Genomic DNA, 16631 nt, shown 5'->3' with positions numbered 1-16631 from the left:
GTCGGCGTACCAGGGTCATCCGTCCGATGGTGCGTACGGTCCGCGCCGTACGGTCGGGTCTCTCTCGGGGCTTGTGTCGCTCGTGCGGGTCCGTACGAGTCCGTACGGGGTCATACAGGTCTGTACGGGGGGTCAGGGGTCGGGAGGTACGGCGTCAGCGGGACGAGGACTGCGGATCATGAGGCTCCGGCTTGTTCCAGCGGGTGCGGATGCCCGTTCTGGCGGGCGGAGAGCGCGGTGTTGAAACGGGTCAGCAGTGAACAGAAAGACTCCTTCTCCTCATCGCTCCAGCCGTCCGTCACCTGGGCCATCAACGCGCGCCGCGAGGTGCGGACCTCCTCCAGCCGGGCCTGCCCGCGCGGGGAGAGCTGGAGGACGACCGCCCGGCCGTCCTCCGGGTGCGAGGTCCGCTTGACCAGGCCGGTGTCGACCAGCGGCGCGACCTGCCGCGTCACGGTGGAGGAGTCGATCCCCATACCGGCCGCCAGCGCCTTCACCCCCATGGGGCCTTCCCGGTCGAGCCGGTTGAGAAGGAGGTAGGCGGCGCGGTCCATCGAACTGCGGACCTGGCCGACGGAGCCGAGCCGGGTCTGCTCCGCGCGTCGGGCGAACAGGGCGACCTGGTGCTGGAGAGCATCGAGGAGGCCGGGATCAAAATGTGTCGTCATGTCCTGGGAAGTGGGCATGGCCAATGGGCTCTCTCGTGCGGTGGTCAGATTTGTGGGGGACACAGTACGCGGCCCTGGGGCGGTCCGGACGAGGTTGGGAAAACCGTTAGGAAGCGGATCGGGCGGCTGCTCCCCGGGCGGCCGTTCCCCCTATGAGCTGCGAGACTTGACGTCATGAGCTTGAGCACGCCAGACGCCTTTCCCCCGGTGATAATCGACGATGTCCTCGGGGCACAGAAGATGCTGTCCGGGGTCGCTCGGTTCACCGCGCTGGAGGGCAGCAGGCACCTGTCCCGTCTGGTGGCCGCGCCGGTCCATCTGAAGTGCGAGAACCTTCAGCGGACGGGATCGTTCAAGGTGCGCGGCGCCTATGTCCGGATCTCCTGCCTGCGGCCCGAGGAGCGCGCCGCCGGTGTCGTCGCCGCCTCGGCGGGCAATCACGCCCAGGGGGTGGCCCTGGCCTCCTCGCTGCTCGGGGTGCGGTCCACCGTGTTCATGCCGGTGGGCGCGCCGCTGCCGAAGGTGGCGGCGACCCGGGAGTACGGAGCGGACGTACGGCTCCAGGGCCAGATCATCGAGGAGACGCTGGACGCGGCGCGGGAGTACGCCGAGCGGACGGGCGCGGTCTTCATCCACCCGTTCGACCATCCGGACATCATCGCCGGTCAGGGCACGGTGGGCCTGGAGATCCTGGAGCAGTGCCCCGAGGTGCGGACGATCGTCGTCGGGGTGGGCGGCGGGGGTCTCGCGGCCGGGGTCGCGGTGGCGGTGAAGGCGCTGCGGCCGGATGTGCGGGTGATCGGGGTGCAGGCGGCGGGAGCCGCCGCGTATCCGCCCTCGCTGGCGCTGGGACGTCCGGTCACGGTCTCCGCGCCGGTGACGATGGCGGACGGGATCAAGGTGGGCCGCCCCGGGGACATCCCGTTCAAAATCATTGGTGATCTTGTCGACGAGGTCCGTACGGTCTCCGAGGACGCGCTCTCACGTGCGCTGCTGCTCTGTCTGGAACGGGCGAAACTGGTCGTGGAACCAGCTGGGGCGGCGCCGGTGGCGGCGCTGCTGAGCGATCCGCGGGGGTTCGAGGGGCCGGTGGTCGCCGTGCTGTCCGGCGGCAATGTGGACCCCCTGCTGATGCAGCGGGTCCTGCGGCACGGGATGGCCGCCGCCGGGCGCTATCTCTCGCTGCGGCTGCGGCTGACGGACCGCCCGGGGGCGCTGGCGGCGCTGCTCGGATCGCTGTCGGAGCTGAACGCGAACGTGCTCGACGTGAGCCATGCGCGCACGGACGCGCGGCTCGGGCTCACGGAGGCCGAGGTGGAGCTGCGGTTGGAGACGCAGGGGCCGGAGCACTGCGAGGAGGTCGCGGCGGGGCTCGGGGCGGCAGGGTACGCGGTCACGGTGATCCACTGATCCCTCCGGGCGGGCGCGACCGTCCCCCGTCCCCCGGCCCCGGCACCGGTGCCGCCGCAGGTGCGGTGTGAGCCCGGCGGCGGGGCGATACATCGCGTCGTGATGCGTCGTGATGATACGGAAAGTTGGTTGAGGGACGCGATGTATCGCGTTATGGTGGCGCCCCTGCAAAGGCGGCCCGTCCCTCTGGGCACCCGGTCTTCCTGCCGCTGACTGTCCCTCAATGTGAAAAATGTTGTCTTTGGCAGCAGTATGGGCGTCTTGGGTGGCCAGCCGCGGGCCGCGTGATCACCACCGGTACCACCAGCACCACCGAACCGATCTGCCCGCCACCCCTGGGAGCTCTTCATGCCAGGCGCCATTTACGCCGAAGGTCTGGTCAAGACCTTCGGCGCGGTCAAGGCACTGGACGGCGTCGACCTCGACGTCCCCGAAGGCGCCGTGATGGGACTGCTCGGCCCGAACGGCGCCGGCAAGACCACCACCGTGCGTGTCCTGACCACCCTGCTCCAGCCCGACCGAGGAAAGGCCGTCGTCGCCGGAATCGACGTACTGAAGCATCCGAACGAGGTCCGCCGCTCGATCGGCCTCTCCGGACAGTTCGCCGCCGTCGACGAGTATCTGACCGGCCGCGAGAACCTCCGGATGGTCGGACGGCTCTACCAGCTCTCCCCGCGGGACGCGAAGGCCCGCGCGGCGGAGCTGCTGGAACGATTCAACCTCGCCGAGGCCGCCGACCGGCCCGCGAAGACCTACTCCGGCGGTATGCGCCGCAGGCTCGACCTGGCCGCCGCGCTGGTGGTCTCCCCGCCCGTGATGTTCATGGACGAGCCCACCACCGGACTCGACCCGCGCAACCGCCAGCAGCTCTGGGACGTCATCCAGGAGCTGGTCAGGGGCGGTACGACACTGCTGCTCACCACCCAGTACCTGGAGGAGGCGGACCGGCTCGCCGACTCCATCTGCGTGGTGGACCACGGCCGGGTGATCGCCCGGGGCACCGCCGACGAGCTGAAGGCGCGGACGGGCGGCGAACGGGTGGAGGTCGTCGTGCACGACCCCGCCCGGATCGCCACCGCGCGCGAGGTGCTGACCGGCCTCGGCAAGGGAGAGGTCGCGATCGAGGAGCACACCCGCCGGCTGACCGTCCCCGTCACCGGCGGGGCCCGGCTGCTCGCCGAGGTCATCCGCGAACTCGACGGCCGCGATGTGGAGATCGACGACATCGGACTGCGCAGGCCGACGCTGGACGACGTCTTCATCTCGCTCACCGGCCACGCAGCCGAGCAGGCGCCGGAGAACGGGGACACCGAGGAGAACGAGAGGGGCGGGCGCACGTCCCGCGAGGAGGCCGCCGTATGACCGCGTCGACCGGGACGGCCACCGCCGCCGAGCTGCCGGGGCCGCCCCGGACGCGGGGCGGGGTGGTGCAGTCGTTCAGTGACTCGCTGGTCATCGCCCAGCGGAATCTGATTCGTATGACCCGGATTCCCGAAATGATAATTTTCGGGCTGATCCAGCCGGTCATGTTCGTGGTCCTCTTCACCTATGTCTTCGGCGGCTCGATCAAGGTCGGCGACTCCACCTCGCCCCAGGACTACAAGGACTTCCTGATGGCCGGGATCTTCGCGCAGACGGTCACGTTCGCCACGGCGGGCGCGAGCGCGGGCATCGCGGACGACATGCACAAGGGGCTGATCGACCGCTTCCGCTCGCTGCCGATGTCCCGGGGCGCGGTGCTCACCGGGCGGACCTTCGCCGACCTGGTGCAGACGGCGCTGACGCTGGTCGTGCTCGCCGGGGTGGCCCTGCTGGTCGGCTGGCGCGCCCACGAGAACATCGGCAAGGTCCTCTTCGGCTTTGTGCTGCTGCTCTTCCTCGGCTACGCCTTCTCCTGGATCGGCGCGCTGATCGGCCTCTCGGTCCGCACCCCGGAGGCGGCGACCGCGGGCGGGCTGATCTGGCTCTTCCCGCTGACGTTCATCTCGAACGCCTTCGTGGACTCCAACCAGATGCCGGGCTTCCTGCGGCATATCGCCGAGTGGAACCCGTTCAGCGCCACGGTCCAGGCGTGCCGGGAACTCTTCGGCAACATCCCGCCGGGGTATGTGGCCCCCGACGCCTGGCCCATGCAGAACCCGATCCTGGCGTCCCTGCTCTGGTCCGCGGCGATCCTGATCCTCTTCCGCACCCTCGCCGTCCGCAAATACCGCAAGGCCGCGGGCTGACCCGCCCGCTCCTTGGGCTCCGGTGCCCGCCGCGTTCACGGGGACGCGGCGGGCACCGGCGTTTTCAGCCGGACGACGGTGCACTCCTCCAGTCGCATCAGCATCTGCGAAGCCCGGGTCCACGCGATCCGCGGGTCGCCGTGGAGCAGCCCCCCGTAGGTCTCGATCTCCGGCAGGGGCCGCCCCGGGCGGTAGACGATGCCGTGCACCCCGGCGGGTGTGCAGGACCGCGCCCGCAGAGCCACGTGCCGCCTGCGCAGATGGGGGCAGACGCGCAGGGAGTGCAGAGCGCACGGCATGCAGAGCGGCGGATGCGGGGTGATGAGATCGGGCTCGGGCTCCCCGAGCAGCCACAGCGTCCCCCGCTCGTCCCGGTCGGCGGGTTTTCCGCACACCTGACACAGCAGCTTCCGCATCGCCCGCCGCTGCCGCAACGCGTGCACCTGCCCGAACTCGGGCCTGCCCCGGCCCGGCGATGAGCTGACCCGCGCCCAGAGCACGCCGTCCGCGTCGCGGTCGTACAGGGTTTCGTCGGCGTAGCCGATGCCGGCGCCGCGGGTGACGATGCGGGTGGGGATGGTCTGTTCGGACGACCAGGTCGTGATGTAGGGGACGACGGGGACTCTCGCTTCTCCCGCTGAGGGCATGCCGGGCCTCCTGTGCGCAGTCGTATGCTAGCTCACGATGAAGTCTTCGTGTACTAGCATGCGTTCGTCAAGTGGACCCCTGGGTAGGCTGCTCTAGTGAACTAGTACGCGAATACTGGAGGCCAAGATGGCGCCGCGCGTCCGGCGGGAACTGCCGCCGTTCATGCAGATCGCGAACCACTTCCGACAGCGGATCGTCGACGGGGAGATCGGTGCGGGGGAGAAGCTGCCGTCGATCACGGAGATCTCCGCCGAGTGGGGCGTGGCCACCGCGACCGCCGCGAAGGGGATCAAGCAACTTCAGGCAGAGGGGTATGTGCGCTCGTCCACCCAGGGAACCTTCGCCGATCTGGGACGGAAGCTGACCACGGGGCCGGAGCGGCTGCGGATGCTCCGGGTCGGCGGCACCGGTGTGCGGCCGGGGGAGTCCGTCGAGGTCATCGGCGCCGGGCTCGAACCGGCGCCGGGCGAGGTGGCCGCCGCGCTCGGGGTGGCCGAGGGGATACCGGTCGTCCGGCGGCGGCGCCGTTATCTGGACGAGCGGGGGACGGTCGCCGTCTCGATCTCCTGGCTGCCCGGGGCTCTCGCCGAGAGCGCTCCCGAGCTGCTCACTCCCGAGCCGCTGCCCACCATGACCTTCGGCCTCGTCGAGGACCGCACCGGCCGCCGCGCCGTCCGCCGCCGGGACGCGATCACCCTGCGCCGCGCCCCCGGGGACATCGCTCCGCTGCTCGGCGTGGCGGCGGGTGAGCCCGTGCTGATGTGGAGCAATCTCTACTGGGACCAGCACGGCGAGGTGACGGAGTACGCGACGGACTTCCTCGGCCCGGGGCGCGAGCTGTCCGCCGAAGGCGACATCCCGTGAGGGAAGGGGCCGGGACGATGACCGGAGACGACTGTCGGCAGCCACTCCGGCGGCACGGCATCGCCCGGCTCTCCCGTGCGGATCGGGATGCCGGGCGGACCGTCTGGGACGCGGATCTCGGCGGCCGGAAGCTCGTCGTGGATCAGATCGCCGTCGGGGAGGCGGACGCGCCCGAGCGGATGGCCGGGGTGCTGGGCATCGCTCCCGGCGAACGCCTCTGCACCCGTTCGCGGCGCTACAGCCTCGACGGGAAGCCCGTCCTCCTCGCCACCTCGTACCTGTCCGCCGACCTGGTCGCCGGAACGCCCATCACCTGGGAGAACCCCGGCCCCGGCGGGATCTACGCCCGGCTCGCGGACCTGGGGTGCGCCCCCGTCCGCTTCCGGGAGGAGGTCCGGGCGCGGATGCCCTCGCCGGAGGAGGCCGGGCGGCTGGGGCTCGGCAGCGGGACGCCCGTCGTGCTGGTCGCGCGGACCGCGTACACCGGCGACGGGCGGGCCGTCGAGGTCAATGAGATGGTGCTGGACTCCGCCGCGTACATCCTGGAGTACGACTTCCCGGCCTAGGCGAAGAGGCGAAGGGGCGAAGAGGGAAAGGCGAAGGGCCCCGGGGCGAATCCCCGGGGCCCTTTTGTCGTCCGAACGGTGGCGTCAGGCGGTGTACGGCTTCGCGGCGAGGATCTTCACCATCGCCTGGCTGCCGTTCGGCAGCTCGTACTCCGCCGTGTCACCGACCTTCTTGCCGTTGACACCTGTGCCCAGCGGGGACTGCGGGGAGTACGTCTCGATGTTCGAGCTGGCGTACTCGCGCGAGGCCATCAGGAAGGTCAGCGTGTCGTCCTCGTCGCCGTCGAAGGCGATCGTCACGACCATGCCCGGCTCCACGACGCCGTCGTCCGCGGGGGCCTCGCCGACCTTCGCGCTGTCCAGGAGCTGGGTCAGCTGGCGCACGCGAAGCTCCTGCTTGCCCTGCTCCTCCTTGGCCGCGTGGTACCCGCCGTTCTCCCGCAGGTCCCCTTCCTCGCGCGCGGCCTCGATCTTCTTGGCGATCTCGACGCGCGCGGGACCAGACAGGTGCTCCAGCTCGGCCTTGAGCTGGTTGTACGCCTCCTGGGTGAGCCAGGTGACGTTCTCGCTGGTCTGGGTCACAGGTGCTCCTCGTCGGTACTGGGAATACAAAGCATCGCCCTACCCAGAAGCATGCAGCCATCACGGATGGGCGAAACCACGAGCCTAACAATTTCGCGGCAGAAGGGGGAGGACAAAAACCATCAGAATTACGTCAGCGCAGGTCAGGCGCTGGTTCCAGAGAGGAATGGGAGGTGCGGACCTACCGGGCCGCGCACTGGACCAGTTCGGCGCTGGTCGCCTTCGCGGTGGTGCGGATCGTGGCGACCTCGTCGATCCGGGTGGTGCCCGTCCGCTCCACCGGGACATCCACCCGTCCCACCTCGGCGCCGTCGCGCGCGCGGGAGCGCACCGTACAGGTCCCCGTGGTGTCCTCGCCCTTGCGGATCTCCAGATGGATCTGGACCTCGGAGTCCGAGGCCACATCGAACTTGATCACCTCGGCGCTGATCTTCTGCTCCGCGATGTGGTCGTACCCGAACCACGCGACCATCGCGAGGAAGCCCGTACCGAGCACCGCGCCGAGGATCTTCAGCCGGCGGTCGGCACGCTCGTCGGCCGAGCGGCCGTACCGGCCCTCGGGAAGCTGCTCACGCACCGCGCTCATGGTCGTTCCTCTCGGCGGGGGACGGGCATCCAGGACCTTCCAGACGTCTCCGGCGGGTCCACCCGGTGATTCTCCGTGATACTCCGTCCCGGAGGGGACCAGGAATTTTTCCGTCCCCTGATTCGGTCACTATAGAAGCCTGCCCGCCGCCCACCGACCGCCACCCCGTCCCGCGGAGCGGTTCCGGCGGCCCGCGACGAATCATTGAGGAACGAGTCTTGACTGAGCAGCTGCGACTGATGGCCGTTCACGCCCACCCTGACGACGAGTCGAGCAAGGGCGCGGCCACGATGGCCAAGTATGTGTCCGAGGGGGTGGACGTGCTGGTCGTGACCTGCACGGGCGGCGAGCGCGGCTCCATCCTCAACCCCAAGCTCCAGGGCGACACCTATATCGAGGAGAACATCCACGAGGTCCGCCGCAAGGAGATGGACGAGGCCCGCGAGATCCTCGGCGTCAGCCAGGAGTGGCTGGGCTTCGTCGACTCCGGGCTGCCCGAGGGCGACCCGCTGCCCCCGCTGCCCGAGGGCTGCTTCGCCCTGGAGGACGTGGAGACCGCGGCGGCCCGGCTGGTGCGCTCCATCCGGTCCTTCCGTCCCCAGGTGATCACCACCTATGACGAGAACGGCGGCTATCCGCACCCCGACCACATCATGACCCACAAGATCACGATGGTGGCCTTCGACGGCGCGGCGGACGCCGAGCGCTTCCCCGAGGACGAGTACGGACCCGTCTTCCAGCCGCAGAAGCTCTACTACAACCAGGGCTTCAACCGCCCCCGCACGGTCGCGCTGCACGAGGCGCTGCTGGCGCGCGGCATGGAGTCCCCGTACGGGGAGTGGCTGGAGCGCTGGAAGGAGTTCGAGCGCGCCGAACGCACCCTGACCACCTACGTTCCCTGCGGGGACTTCTTCGAGATCCGGGACAAGGCGCTGATCGCGCACGCCACCCAGATCGACCCCGACGGGGGCTGGTTCCGGGTGCCGCTGGAGCTTCAGCGGGAGGTCTGGCCGACGGAGGAGTACGAGCTCGCGAAGTCGCTCGTCGATACCTCCCTCCCCGAGGACGACCTCTTCGCGGGCATCCGCGAGAATGCCTGATATGAGCGGAAGCGCAAACCTCGCAATGATCCACGCGGCCACGCTGGCCAAGGAGCTGGACAAGAACAAGGTCACCCCGGGTGTCCTCGGCTTCCTGGTCTTCGCCGCGCTGGCCGTGGGCGTCTGGTTCCTGATGAAGTCCCTGAACCGGCACATGGGCCGGATCAACTTCGAGGATTCCCCGGCGCCGGAGAAGAGCACGGGCAACGGCACCGGTTCCGGTGCCGTTGCCGGAACCGCCGCGCGCCCGGCGGTGAAGAGCGGGGCCGGGGCCGCCGAGGTCACCACGACCACGACCACGACCACGGCCGCGAAGGCGACGAAGACCACAAAAGCCGCGAAGGCCACGAAGAAGGTCTGACCCGGTCCGGGTCCGCTCCGCGCGTGCGGGGCCGACCCGGACCGGACGCCCGGCCGGCCCGGAGGCGGTCACCCCGCCTCCGGGCCGGTCCGTGCGTTGTCCGTACCCCTGTACCTCCGTGGCCCTCAGGCCGTCGGGCGGTCCACCGGGACGCCCATGACCTCCCGCGCGTGCCGGTTCGGCACCAGGCCGAGCTGCCACGCCTGCCAGCCGTCCTCCAGCCGGACCCCGCGCTCCAGCACCACGCCCAGCGCCCCGGCGCAGTCTTCCAGCTTTCCGTCCCGTGCGGGGTGCTTCGCCAGGACCAGCCGGGACAGCTCCTCCTGCGCGACGACCGTCCCCACCTCGACCCCGCCGGGCGACGCGTACGGCAGCAGCGTGCACCGCAGGAACCGGGCCCAGTCGCCGCCGCGCGCGTCCTCGTACGAGGCGAAGAGCGCCACCGCCTCGTCACAGAGCGCCAGCGCCTGCTCGGTACGGTGGTTGCCCGCGTCGATCAGGGCGAGTTCCAGACAGGTCCATGCCTCGCCATGGGCGACGCCGATCCGGCGGAAGTCATTGCGGCAGTCCACGAGGAGCTGACGGGCGAAACCGGAGTTGCGGAGGTTGCCCGTCCGCGCGGCCCGCTGGTCCCGGGTGACCCGTCCCGAGTGATGACGGGCGCAGGCCAGCCCGTACACGTCGCGCATCCGGGAGAACATCGTGCGGGCCCGTTCCAGCTCCCGTACCGCCCGGTCGAGATCGCCCTGCTCCTCCAGCGCCTGCCCCAGGTAGTACAGGGTCCATGCCTCACCGCGCACGTCCTCGTTCTCCCGATGGCCGGCCAGCGCCTCCCGCAGCCCGTCCACCGCCGCCGAGGGCTCGCCGTCCACCAGCCGGGCCCGCGCGAGCTGGGTCAGCGCCCACGCCTCACCGCGTCCGTCGCCCGTCCGCCCGTACAGCTCCAGAGCGGTGCGCAGCTCCGTCTCGGCCTCCGGGACCGTGCCCATCCGCAGATACACCTGGCCGAGCTGGAAGTGCGTCCACGCCTCGCCGTGCAGGGACTCGCCCTCGCGGTGCAGCTCCAGCGCGGTCGCCAGCAGGGACCGGGCCCGGGCGAGATCGGCCTGGTCCCGGCGGACCGCCGCGAGCGCGTGCAGCGACCAGGCGCGGTCCTCCGCCTGCCCGGCCGGTGCCTGGAGCGCGACGGCCTCGGTCAGCCTCGCCGCGGCCTCCGTGAGATTGCCCTGGTGGTGCAGGGTGATCCCGAGCGAGCAGAGCGCGAGCGCCGTCCCCGCGTCGTTGTGCTCGTCGCGGTAGCGGCCCACGACGGACGACAGCGTGGTGCGGGCCTTGTCCAGCTCGCCGAGCTGACGCGCCGCGATACCGGTGCGCCACTGCACCGACCGCTCCAGCGGGCCCGAGTCGCCCCCGCCCTGGCCGACGGCCTGCGACAGCTCGCTGATCTCGCCGAGGCGGTAGAGGTCGCCCCGGAGCAGACAGTGATCGGCGAGCGCGCCCAGCAGCCGGAGCACCGTGCGCTGGTCCACGCCCTCCGCGTGGCGCAGCGCCGAGGTGATGAAGCTGGACTCCTCGTCGAGCCAGCGCAGCGCGGAGTCGAGGGACGGGAAGCCGTGCGCGTCGAACCGGCCCGCGCGGGTGGACATCTTGCCGTCGACCATCCGGGTCACGGCCCCGGCGAGATCCGCGTAGTTCTGGATCAGCCGCTCCTGTGCGGCGGTCCGCTCGGCGGCGTCCTCCTCGTCGCGGAGCCGGGCCCGCGCGAAGGCGCGGACGGCGTCGTGGAGGCGGTAGCGGCTGGACCGCACCCGGTCGATCAGCCCGGCGTCGGCCAGCTCGGCCAGCAGCTTCCGCGCCTCCTGCCCGTCGGCCGCGAGCAGGGCCGCCGCGGCTGCGGCGCCGAGGGACGCCCGCCCCGCGAGGGCGAGCCGCCGCAGCAGCCGGCGGCCGGTCTCCGACTGGTCGCGGTAGCGGAGCCAGAGGGCGCGCTCGACGGGGTCGGAGCCCGGCTGGGCGGCGAGTCCGTCGGCGAGCTGCTGGGGGGTGCGGGTGCCGGGGCGGGAGGTGGTGCCGCCGGGGCGGGTGGTGTGTGCGGTGCCTGCGGTGCTGGTGGCGCCGGGTGATCCAGGTGCGCTGGGTGTTCCGGGGGCGTGCGGTGCTCCGGGGGCTCCGGCGGGGGCCGGTGCGTCTGCCGTGCCTGCGGTACCGGGCGTGCTCGATGCATCTGCCGCACGGGCAGCCCCTGCGGTACCCGCGGTACTCGCGCTGCCGGCCGAGCCCAGGGTGCCGGGCGTGTCGGCGGTGCTGGTCGTATCCGCCGAGCCCGGTGAGTCCGCCGCGTGGGCGGCGTGGGCCGAACCCGCCGTCGCCGTATCGGCGGCGCCCGGCCCGCCTGCGGTGCTCGCGGTACCGGCCGTATCCGGTGTGCCCGCCGCATGGACGGTGCCGGGCGTGCCGGGTGTGCTCGGTGCGTCCGCCGTACGGGCGGCGCCGGTTGTATCGGTCGCGCCCGCCGCGTGCGCGGCTCGTGCCGCGCACGGTGTGCCCGCCGCGCCCGGCGTACTGGCGGCCCCCAGCGAGGAGCCCGCGATCCGCAGCGCCAGCGGCAGTCCGCCGCAGAGTTCGCGTACCCGGTCCTCGGCCTGGCCGTCGTACGGGTCGTCGAGCGAGCCGTTCGCGACGGAACGCAGCAACTCCCCCGCTCCGGCGCCGTCCAGCGCCTCGACCGGGAGGTGGTGCACCCACGCCGGGGTGGTCTCCGGCAGGTCCAGCGGTCCGGGCGCGGTGACCAGGACCAGGCTGTCGGAGCGTTCCGGGATCAGGGTGCGGACCTGCTCGGGGTCGGCCGCGTCGTCGAGGACCACGGTCACCGCGAGGCCGGTCAGATGCTGGTGGTACACCTCGGCCAGCCGCCGTACCTGCTGTTCGGCGGAGGAACGTTCGCGGAAGAGCAACTGGTCCCGGGGCGCGCCGAGCCGGTTGAGGAGGTGGAGCAGGGCGTCCCGGGTGGGGAGGGGACGGCCGCTGGCGCCGCGCAGATCGACCAGGCACGCCCCCCGGAACAGGTCCTTGAGATGGTGGGACGCGCGCAGGGCGAGTGCGGTGCGGCCGGAGCCCGCCGGGCCGTGCAGGACGACGACGGTGGGCCGGGTCTCGGTCGCGGCCCGCGCGGTCCGCACCCACTGGGCGATCTGCTCCACCGCGTCCCTGCGGCCCGTGAACGGACCTTCCGGTTCCGGAAGCTGGGTGAAGGAGTGCGCGAGGGTGGAGCGGCGGCGGGCGAGCGCGCCGCGGTCCCGGCCGCGCAACGGCGCCCCCGCGGGCTGCCGGTCGGCGCGGGTGGCGGCCGTGAGCATCCGCTGCTGGTCCAGGAAGGGCCGGATGCCGCGCACCTCCAGCGCGGTGAGCCACTGGAGCCGCAACTGCTCGGTGCCGCCGGGCTGGCCGAGCGCTCCGGCCCTGCGGTGGGCGGCGGGCCAGTGGGCGGCGGTCGCCTTGACGACGGTGGTCGCGGCTCCGGCCGCCGCGACGATCGCCCCGGCGCCCAGCGCGGTGCCGGTCGCCGTGCCGAGCGCGACATCGGCGCCGACGGCGGCAGCCGCCGCGACCGCCGTCACCAGCGCCGGAGTTCCTATCTTCGCCCGGCTGAACTGCGCGGACAGCGGCTGCCTGGCGGCTTCGTCCGCGCTCAGCGCCTCCTCGTACGCGCTGTATTCGTCGGCGGCGCCCGCCGCCATGCTGTCGAGCGCCGCCCGGCCGCGCGCGAGCAGCGTCTGCGCGTCCGTCCGGCTGTCCGGGCGCCGGGTCTCCTCCTCCACGGCGCGTGCCAAGAGCCTTTCCGCTTCGGCCCGGTGACTGTCCCGCATCGGGGTCCCCCTCCCTCGTCGGGTTCCGTTTACGTTGTCGAGTGTCCTGGGTGCGGCCCCCGGAAGCGAGGGAAGATCGCTGTGGCGTTCATGTCATACCGGTCGGGACGTCCGTCGGCTCACCCCTCGGGGGGAAGGATCAGCGGCGGCCCGACGGGGAGCCAGTCCGGGGCCCAGCGCGGTGCGTTGTCCGAGGTGCAGCCGGGGGCGGCGCCGTCCTGCGCGACGTTCGTGGGCGTGCCGATCCAGACGAAGTGCCAGAGCGCGAGCCCGGTGAGCACCGCCAGGAAGAACCCGGCGGGCACGACCGCCCGCACCCACCGCGGCGCCCGCCGCACGGCCACCGCCGCGAGCGCCCACGAGAGCAGCCCGGCCGTGGCCCCGGCGATCACCGCCAGCGGCGTCTGCCAGAACCACCAGTCGAACAGGCTGATGAACTCGCGCACCACGACGGAGCACTCCCGCCGCGCCGCCAGCGAGATCCGGTCGGTTCCGTAACCGGCGAGTCCGCCGAGCAGGAGCGTGAGACAGCCGGGGAGCCAGGGTGGCCGCTGACGGGATTCCATGGGGGAAGAGACGACCCCGTACGCCGGTTCGGTTTCCGGGCCCGGCCCCGTGCCCTCACGTCTCCCTGATGATGACGCGGCCCCCGCACAGCTTCGACCAGTCGTCGCGGTCGGAGGTCAGGACGACGACGGGCGCCGGAGCGCGGAGTGCCAGTGCGGCGACGAGGGCGTCAATGGCGTACTTGTGTCCGTGCAGCCCACCGGCCTCCCGGAGCAGAGCGACCGCGGTCAGGGAGTCCTCCTGGCTGACCGGTTCCACTCGCAGCCGGGAGAGAACCCAGTTCAGCCGTGCGAGATCGGTCTTCCCCTGTGCCGCTTCGACAATGGTCAGCACGGACACAAGCACAGGAACTCCGGCCTGTCGTGACGCCTCGATGCGGGCTGCCATCCTGCGGTCGTTGCGCAGCAGGAGGGAGAACGCCTCGGAGTCGAGCACCAGCGACCGGGCAGGCTGCTCCTTCACGCAGCGTCCCGCGCGCTGTCCTGGGAGTGTCCCTCACCGAACAGCTCACGACGGGCTTCCTCGACCTCCTGCTCCGTCAGCGCGCCGTGCTCGGCCTCGTGCGAGGCGACGATCTCCGCGAGGCCGTCCATCGCGAGCTGGTGCCGGACCGCCTCGGTGATGTAGCCGGACAGGCCGCGGCGCCCGGTCCGCGAGCGGAGCTCGTTCACCAGGTCCGATGGCATGGAGACGGAGATGTTCTCAGTTGTCCCGGCGCGCGTCGGCTTCATGCCTCTCAGTGTAGTACAAGGATTATTACAGTGTGCTGTGCGAACGGTCGCCAGCGGTTGCACACGGCGGCGGGCCATCCGCGCCGAGTGCGTCGTTCGCGGCGTCCCGCCCCGCCCTCCGGCCCCGTGCCGCACGCGCGCCCCGCCGCACCCGTACGCGAGGATGGGCCCATGCCGAACCGCCTCTCGCACGAGACCTCGCCGTATCTGCTCCAGCACGCCGACAACCCCGTCGACTGGTGGCCCTGGACGCGGGAGGCGTTCGACGAGGCGCGGGAGCGCGGGGTGCCCGTGTTGCTCAGTGTCGGGTACGCCAGTTGTCACTGGTGTCATGTCATGGCGCACGAGTCCTTCGAGGACGGGGCGACCGCCGCGTACCTCAATGAGCACTTCGTCTCCGTGAAGGTGGACCGCGAGGAGCGGCCCGATGTGGACGCCGTCTATATGGAGGCGGTGCAGGCGGCGACCGGGCAGGGCGGGTGGCCCATGACCGTGTTCATGACGGCCGAGGGGGAGCCCTTCTACTTCGGGACGTACTTCCCGCCGGAGCCCCGGCACGGGATGCCGTCGTTCCGGCAGGTCCTCGAAGGGGTGACCGCCGCCTGGACCGGGCGGCGGGACGAGGTGGACGAGGTCGCCGCGCGCATCCGGCGGGATCTCGCCGGGCGGTCGCTCGCGCACGGAGGGGACGGGGTGCCCGGGGCCGAGGAGCAGGCGCGGGCGCTGATCGGGCTGAGCCGGGAGTACGACGAGCGGCACGGCGGCTTCGGCGGGGCGCCCAAGTTCCCGCCGTCGATGGTGCTGGAGTTCCTGCTGCGGCACCACGCCCGCACCGGCTCCGAGGCCGCCCTCCAGATGGCCGCCGAGACGGCGGAGGCCATGGCGCGGGGCGGGATCTACGACCAGCTCGGCGGTGGGTTCGCCCGGTACTCCGTGGACCGCGAGTGGATCGTCCCGCACTTCGAGAAGATGCTGTACGACAATGCCCTGCTCTGCCGGGTGTACGCGCGGCTGTGGCGGCTCACCGGCGCGCCGCTCGCCCGGCGGGTGGCCCTGGAGACCGCCGACTTCATGGTGCGTGAGCTGCGCACCGCCGAGGGCGGCTTCGCCTCCGCGCTCGACGCCGACAGCACCGGCGCGGACGGGGTCCGGGCGGAGGGCGCCTTCTATGTCTGGACGCCCGCGCAGCTCACGGAGGTGCTGGGGGAGGAGGACGGCCGCCGCGCCGCCGAGCTGTACGGGGTCACCGACGAGGGCACCTTCGAGCACGGGACGTCCGTGCTGCGGCTGCCCGGCGACGATCCCGGGCCCGGGATCAGGCAGCGGCTGCTGGCCTCCCGTGAGCTGCGGGAACGCCCGGAGCGTGACGACAAGGTGGTCGCCGCGTGGAACGGGCTCGCGATCGCCGCGCTCGCCGAGACCGGCGCGTACTTCGACCGGCCCGATCTGGTCGAACGCGCGACCGAGGCGGCGGATCTGCTCGTCCGGCTGCATCTGGACGGCTCCGCGCGGCTCACCCGCACCTCCCGGGACGGCAGGGCGGGCCGGAACGCGGGCGTCCTTGAGGACTACGGCGATGTCGCCGAGGGTTTCCTCGCGCTGGCCTCCGTCACCGGCGAGGGCGTCTGGCTGGAGTTCGCCGGACTGCTGCTCGACATCGTCCTCGACCGGTTCACCGGCGAGAACGGCACCCTCTACGACACCGCGCACGACGCCGAACAGCTCATCCGCCGCCCGCAGGACCCCACCGACAACGCCGCCCCCTCCGGCTGGACGGCGGCGGCCGGGGCGCTGCTGTCGTACGCGGCGCACACCGGCTCCGAGGCCCATCGCACGGCGGCGGAACGGGCGCTCGGCGTGGTCAAGGCGCTGGGGCCGAGGGCGCCCCGGTTCATCGGCTGGGGGCTCGCGGCGGCGGAGGCGCTGCTCGACGGGCCCCGGGAGGTCGCCGTCGTCGGCGACCCGGAGGACCCGGCGGCGCGGGAGCTGCACCGTACGGCGCTGCTGGCGCCCGCGCCCGGCGCCGTGGTGGCGGCCGGGGCGCCCGGCGGCGACGAGTTCCCGCTGCTGCGCGACCGGGACCTGGTCGACGGCCGGGCGGCGGCCTACGTCTGCCGGGGCTTCGTCTGCCGACGGCCGGTCACCGGGCCTTCCGCGCTGGCGGAGGAGTTGGCGCGGGGGCTGTCCGGGGACGAGTGACCGAGCCGCCGGGACGGGCCGTGCCGCGTCCACCGGCCGCCCCGCCCGGCCGCGCGGGGCGGCGCGTCCCGGTCCGACGGAGGCCCGGGAGCCCGGCCCCGGTGAGCGGCGCCGCCGTGGCGCCGTCCGTCCGGAGGGCGATGACACGGCGCGCGGTGGGATACGGGGGTGCCCCGCCGCGCCGTCGTCGGGGACGGACCGGGACACTCCGCCGCGCCGTCGCCGGGGACCCACCCGTACCGTCGGCCACCGGTG

16 protein-coding genes are annotated in these 16631 nt (G+C 72.2%); 8 read left to right on the top strand and 8 right to left on the bottom strand.

Going from position 1 to position 16631, the window contains the following annotated elements; translation table 11 throughout:
- Positions 1-176: 176 nt before the first annotated feature.
- Positions 177-686 (bottom strand): MarR family winged helix-turn-helix transcriptional regulator, encoded by a 510-nt coding sequence (locus CRV15_RS09220; RefSeq protein WP_003954884.1) that lies wholly within the window; start codon positions 684-686, stop codon positions 177-179.
- Positions 687-842: 156 nt separating this feature from the next.
- Between CRV15_RS09220 and ilvA the strand changes: the two genes are divergently transcribed.
- The 3 genes from ilvA to CRV15_RS09205 all read left to right on the top strand — a co-directional run bounded on the left by ilvA (position 843) and on the right by CRV15_RS09205 (position 4306).
- Positions 843-2078: a threonine ammonia-lyase gene (ilvA, locus tag CRV15_RS09215; protein WP_003954883.1), complete on the top strand. Its 1236-nt coding sequence runs from the start codon at positions 843-845 to the stop codon at positions 2076-2078.
- Positions 2079-2426: 348 nt separating this feature from the next.
- Positions 2427-3440: a daunorubicin resistance protein DrrA family ABC transporter ATP-binding protein gene (locus tag CRV15_RS09210; protein WP_003954882.1), complete on the top strand. Its 1014-nt coding sequence runs from the start codon at positions 2427-2429 to the stop codon at positions 3438-3440.
- Positions 3437-4306, top strand: coding sequence for an ABC transporter permease (locus CRV15_RS09205; protein WP_003954881.1), 870 nt, complete (start codon positions 3437-3439; stop codon positions 4304-4306). The genes CRV15_RS09210 and CRV15_RS09205 overlap by 4 nt, the downstream gene beginning before the upstream one ends.
- A 35-nt stretch (positions 4307-4341) precedes the next feature.
- Here CRV15_RS09205 and CRV15_RS09200 read toward each other — a convergent pair whose 3' ends face one another.
- A complete protein-coding gene (locus tag CRV15_RS09200; protein WP_003954880.1) occupies positions 4342-4953 on the bottom strand; it encodes a hypothetical protein in 612 nt (203 codons plus the stop codon).
- Between the two features lie 127 nt (positions 4954-5080).
- On the opposite strand from CRV15_RS09200, the gene CRV15_RS09195 reads away from it, so the two are divergent.
- Together CRV15_RS09195 and CRV15_RS09190 are read left to right on the top strand one after the other, a co-directional pair.
- Positions 5081-5818, top strand: a complete 738-nt coding sequence (locus CRV15_RS09195) for a GntR family transcriptional regulator (RefSeq protein ID WP_003954879.1) — start codon at positions 5081-5083, stop codon at positions 5816-5818.
- Positions 5716-6384, top strand: coding sequence for a UTRA domain-containing protein (locus CRV15_RS09190; RefSeq protein ID WP_003954878.1), 669 nt, complete (start codon positions 5716-5718; stop codon positions 6382-6384). Before CRV15_RS09195 ends, CRV15_RS09190 begins: the two co-directional genes overlap by 103 nt.
- Positions 6385-6468: 84 nt before the next feature.
- On the opposite strand, the gene greA is transcribed toward CRV15_RS09190, so the two are convergent.
- Together greA and CRV15_RS09180 are read right to left on the bottom strand one after the other, a co-directional pair.
- A complete protein-coding gene (greA, locus tag CRV15_RS09185) occupies positions 6469-6966 on the bottom strand; it encodes a transcription elongation factor GreA (protein WP_003954877.1) in 498 nt (165 codons plus the stop codon).
- Positions 6967-7147: 181 nt separating this feature from the next.
- The gene (locus CRV15_RS09180; protein ID WP_003961630.1) at positions 7148-7552 is read right to left on the bottom strand and encodes a DUF4307 domain-containing protein; all 405 of its coding nucleotides are present in this window, start codon (positions 7550-7552) and stop codon (positions 7148-7150) included.
- 218 nt (positions 7553-7770) lie between these two features.
- On the opposite strand from CRV15_RS09180, the gene mca reads away from it, so the two are divergent.
- Both mca and CRV15_RS37865 read left to right on the top strand, forming a co-directional pair.
- Positions 7771-8652, top strand: a complete 882-nt coding sequence (gene mca / locus CRV15_RS09175; protein WP_003954875.1) for a mycothiol conjugate amidase Mca — start codon at positions 7771-7773, stop codon at positions 8650-8652.
- Between the two features lies 1 nt (position 8653).
- Entirely contained in the window at positions 8654-9013 is a 360-nt protein-coding gene (locus tag CRV15_RS37865) for a hypothetical protein (RefSeq protein ID WP_003961632.1), read from the top strand.
- Positions 9014-9138: 125 nt separating this feature from the next.
- On the opposite strand, the gene CRV15_RS09165 is transcribed toward CRV15_RS37865, so the two are convergent.
- The 4 genes from CRV15_RS09165 to CRV15_RS09150 form a co-directional block, all read right to left on the bottom strand.
- Complete coding sequence (locus CRV15_RS09165) at positions 9139-12879, bottom strand: tetratricopeptide repeat protein (RefSeq protein WP_003961633.1); 3741 nt, start codon at positions 12877-12879, stop codon at positions 9139-9141.
- A 119-nt stretch (positions 12880-12998) separates the two neighbouring features.
- Positions 12999-13445 (bottom strand): hypothetical protein, encoded by a 447-nt coding sequence (locus CRV15_RS09160; protein ID WP_003954871.1) that lies wholly within the window; start codon positions 13443-13445, stop codon positions 12999-13001.
- 55 nt (positions 13446-13500) lie between these two features.
- A complete protein-coding gene (locus tag CRV15_RS09155; RefSeq protein WP_003954869.1) occupies positions 13501-13908 on the bottom strand; it encodes a PIN domain-containing protein in 408 nt (135 codons plus the stop codon).
- Positions 13905-14177, bottom strand: coding sequence for a hypothetical protein (locus CRV15_RS09150; protein ID WP_003961634.1), 273 nt, complete (start codon positions 14175-14177; stop codon positions 13905-13907). The genes CRV15_RS09155 and CRV15_RS09150 overlap by 4 nt, the downstream gene beginning before the upstream one ends.
- Before the next feature lie 171 nt (positions 14178-14348).
- Between CRV15_RS09150 and CRV15_RS09145 the strand changes: the two genes are divergently transcribed.
- Positions 14349-16376 (top strand): thioredoxin domain-containing protein, encoded by a 2028-nt coding sequence (locus tag CRV15_RS09145; protein ID WP_003961635.1) that lies wholly within the window; start codon positions 14349-14351, stop codon positions 16374-16376.
- The last annotated feature ends 255 nt before the right edge of the window (positions 16377-16631 follow it).

Origin of the sequence: Streptomyces clavuligerus, assembly GCF_005519465.1 — a bacterium.
Classification (GTDB): Bacteria; Actinomycetota; Actinomycetes; order Streptomycetales; family Streptomycetaceae; genus Streptomyces; species Streptomyces clavuligerus.
Note: the sequence above shows the minus strand (reverse complement) of the source record. Positions and strands in the feature narration are given on the sequence as shown.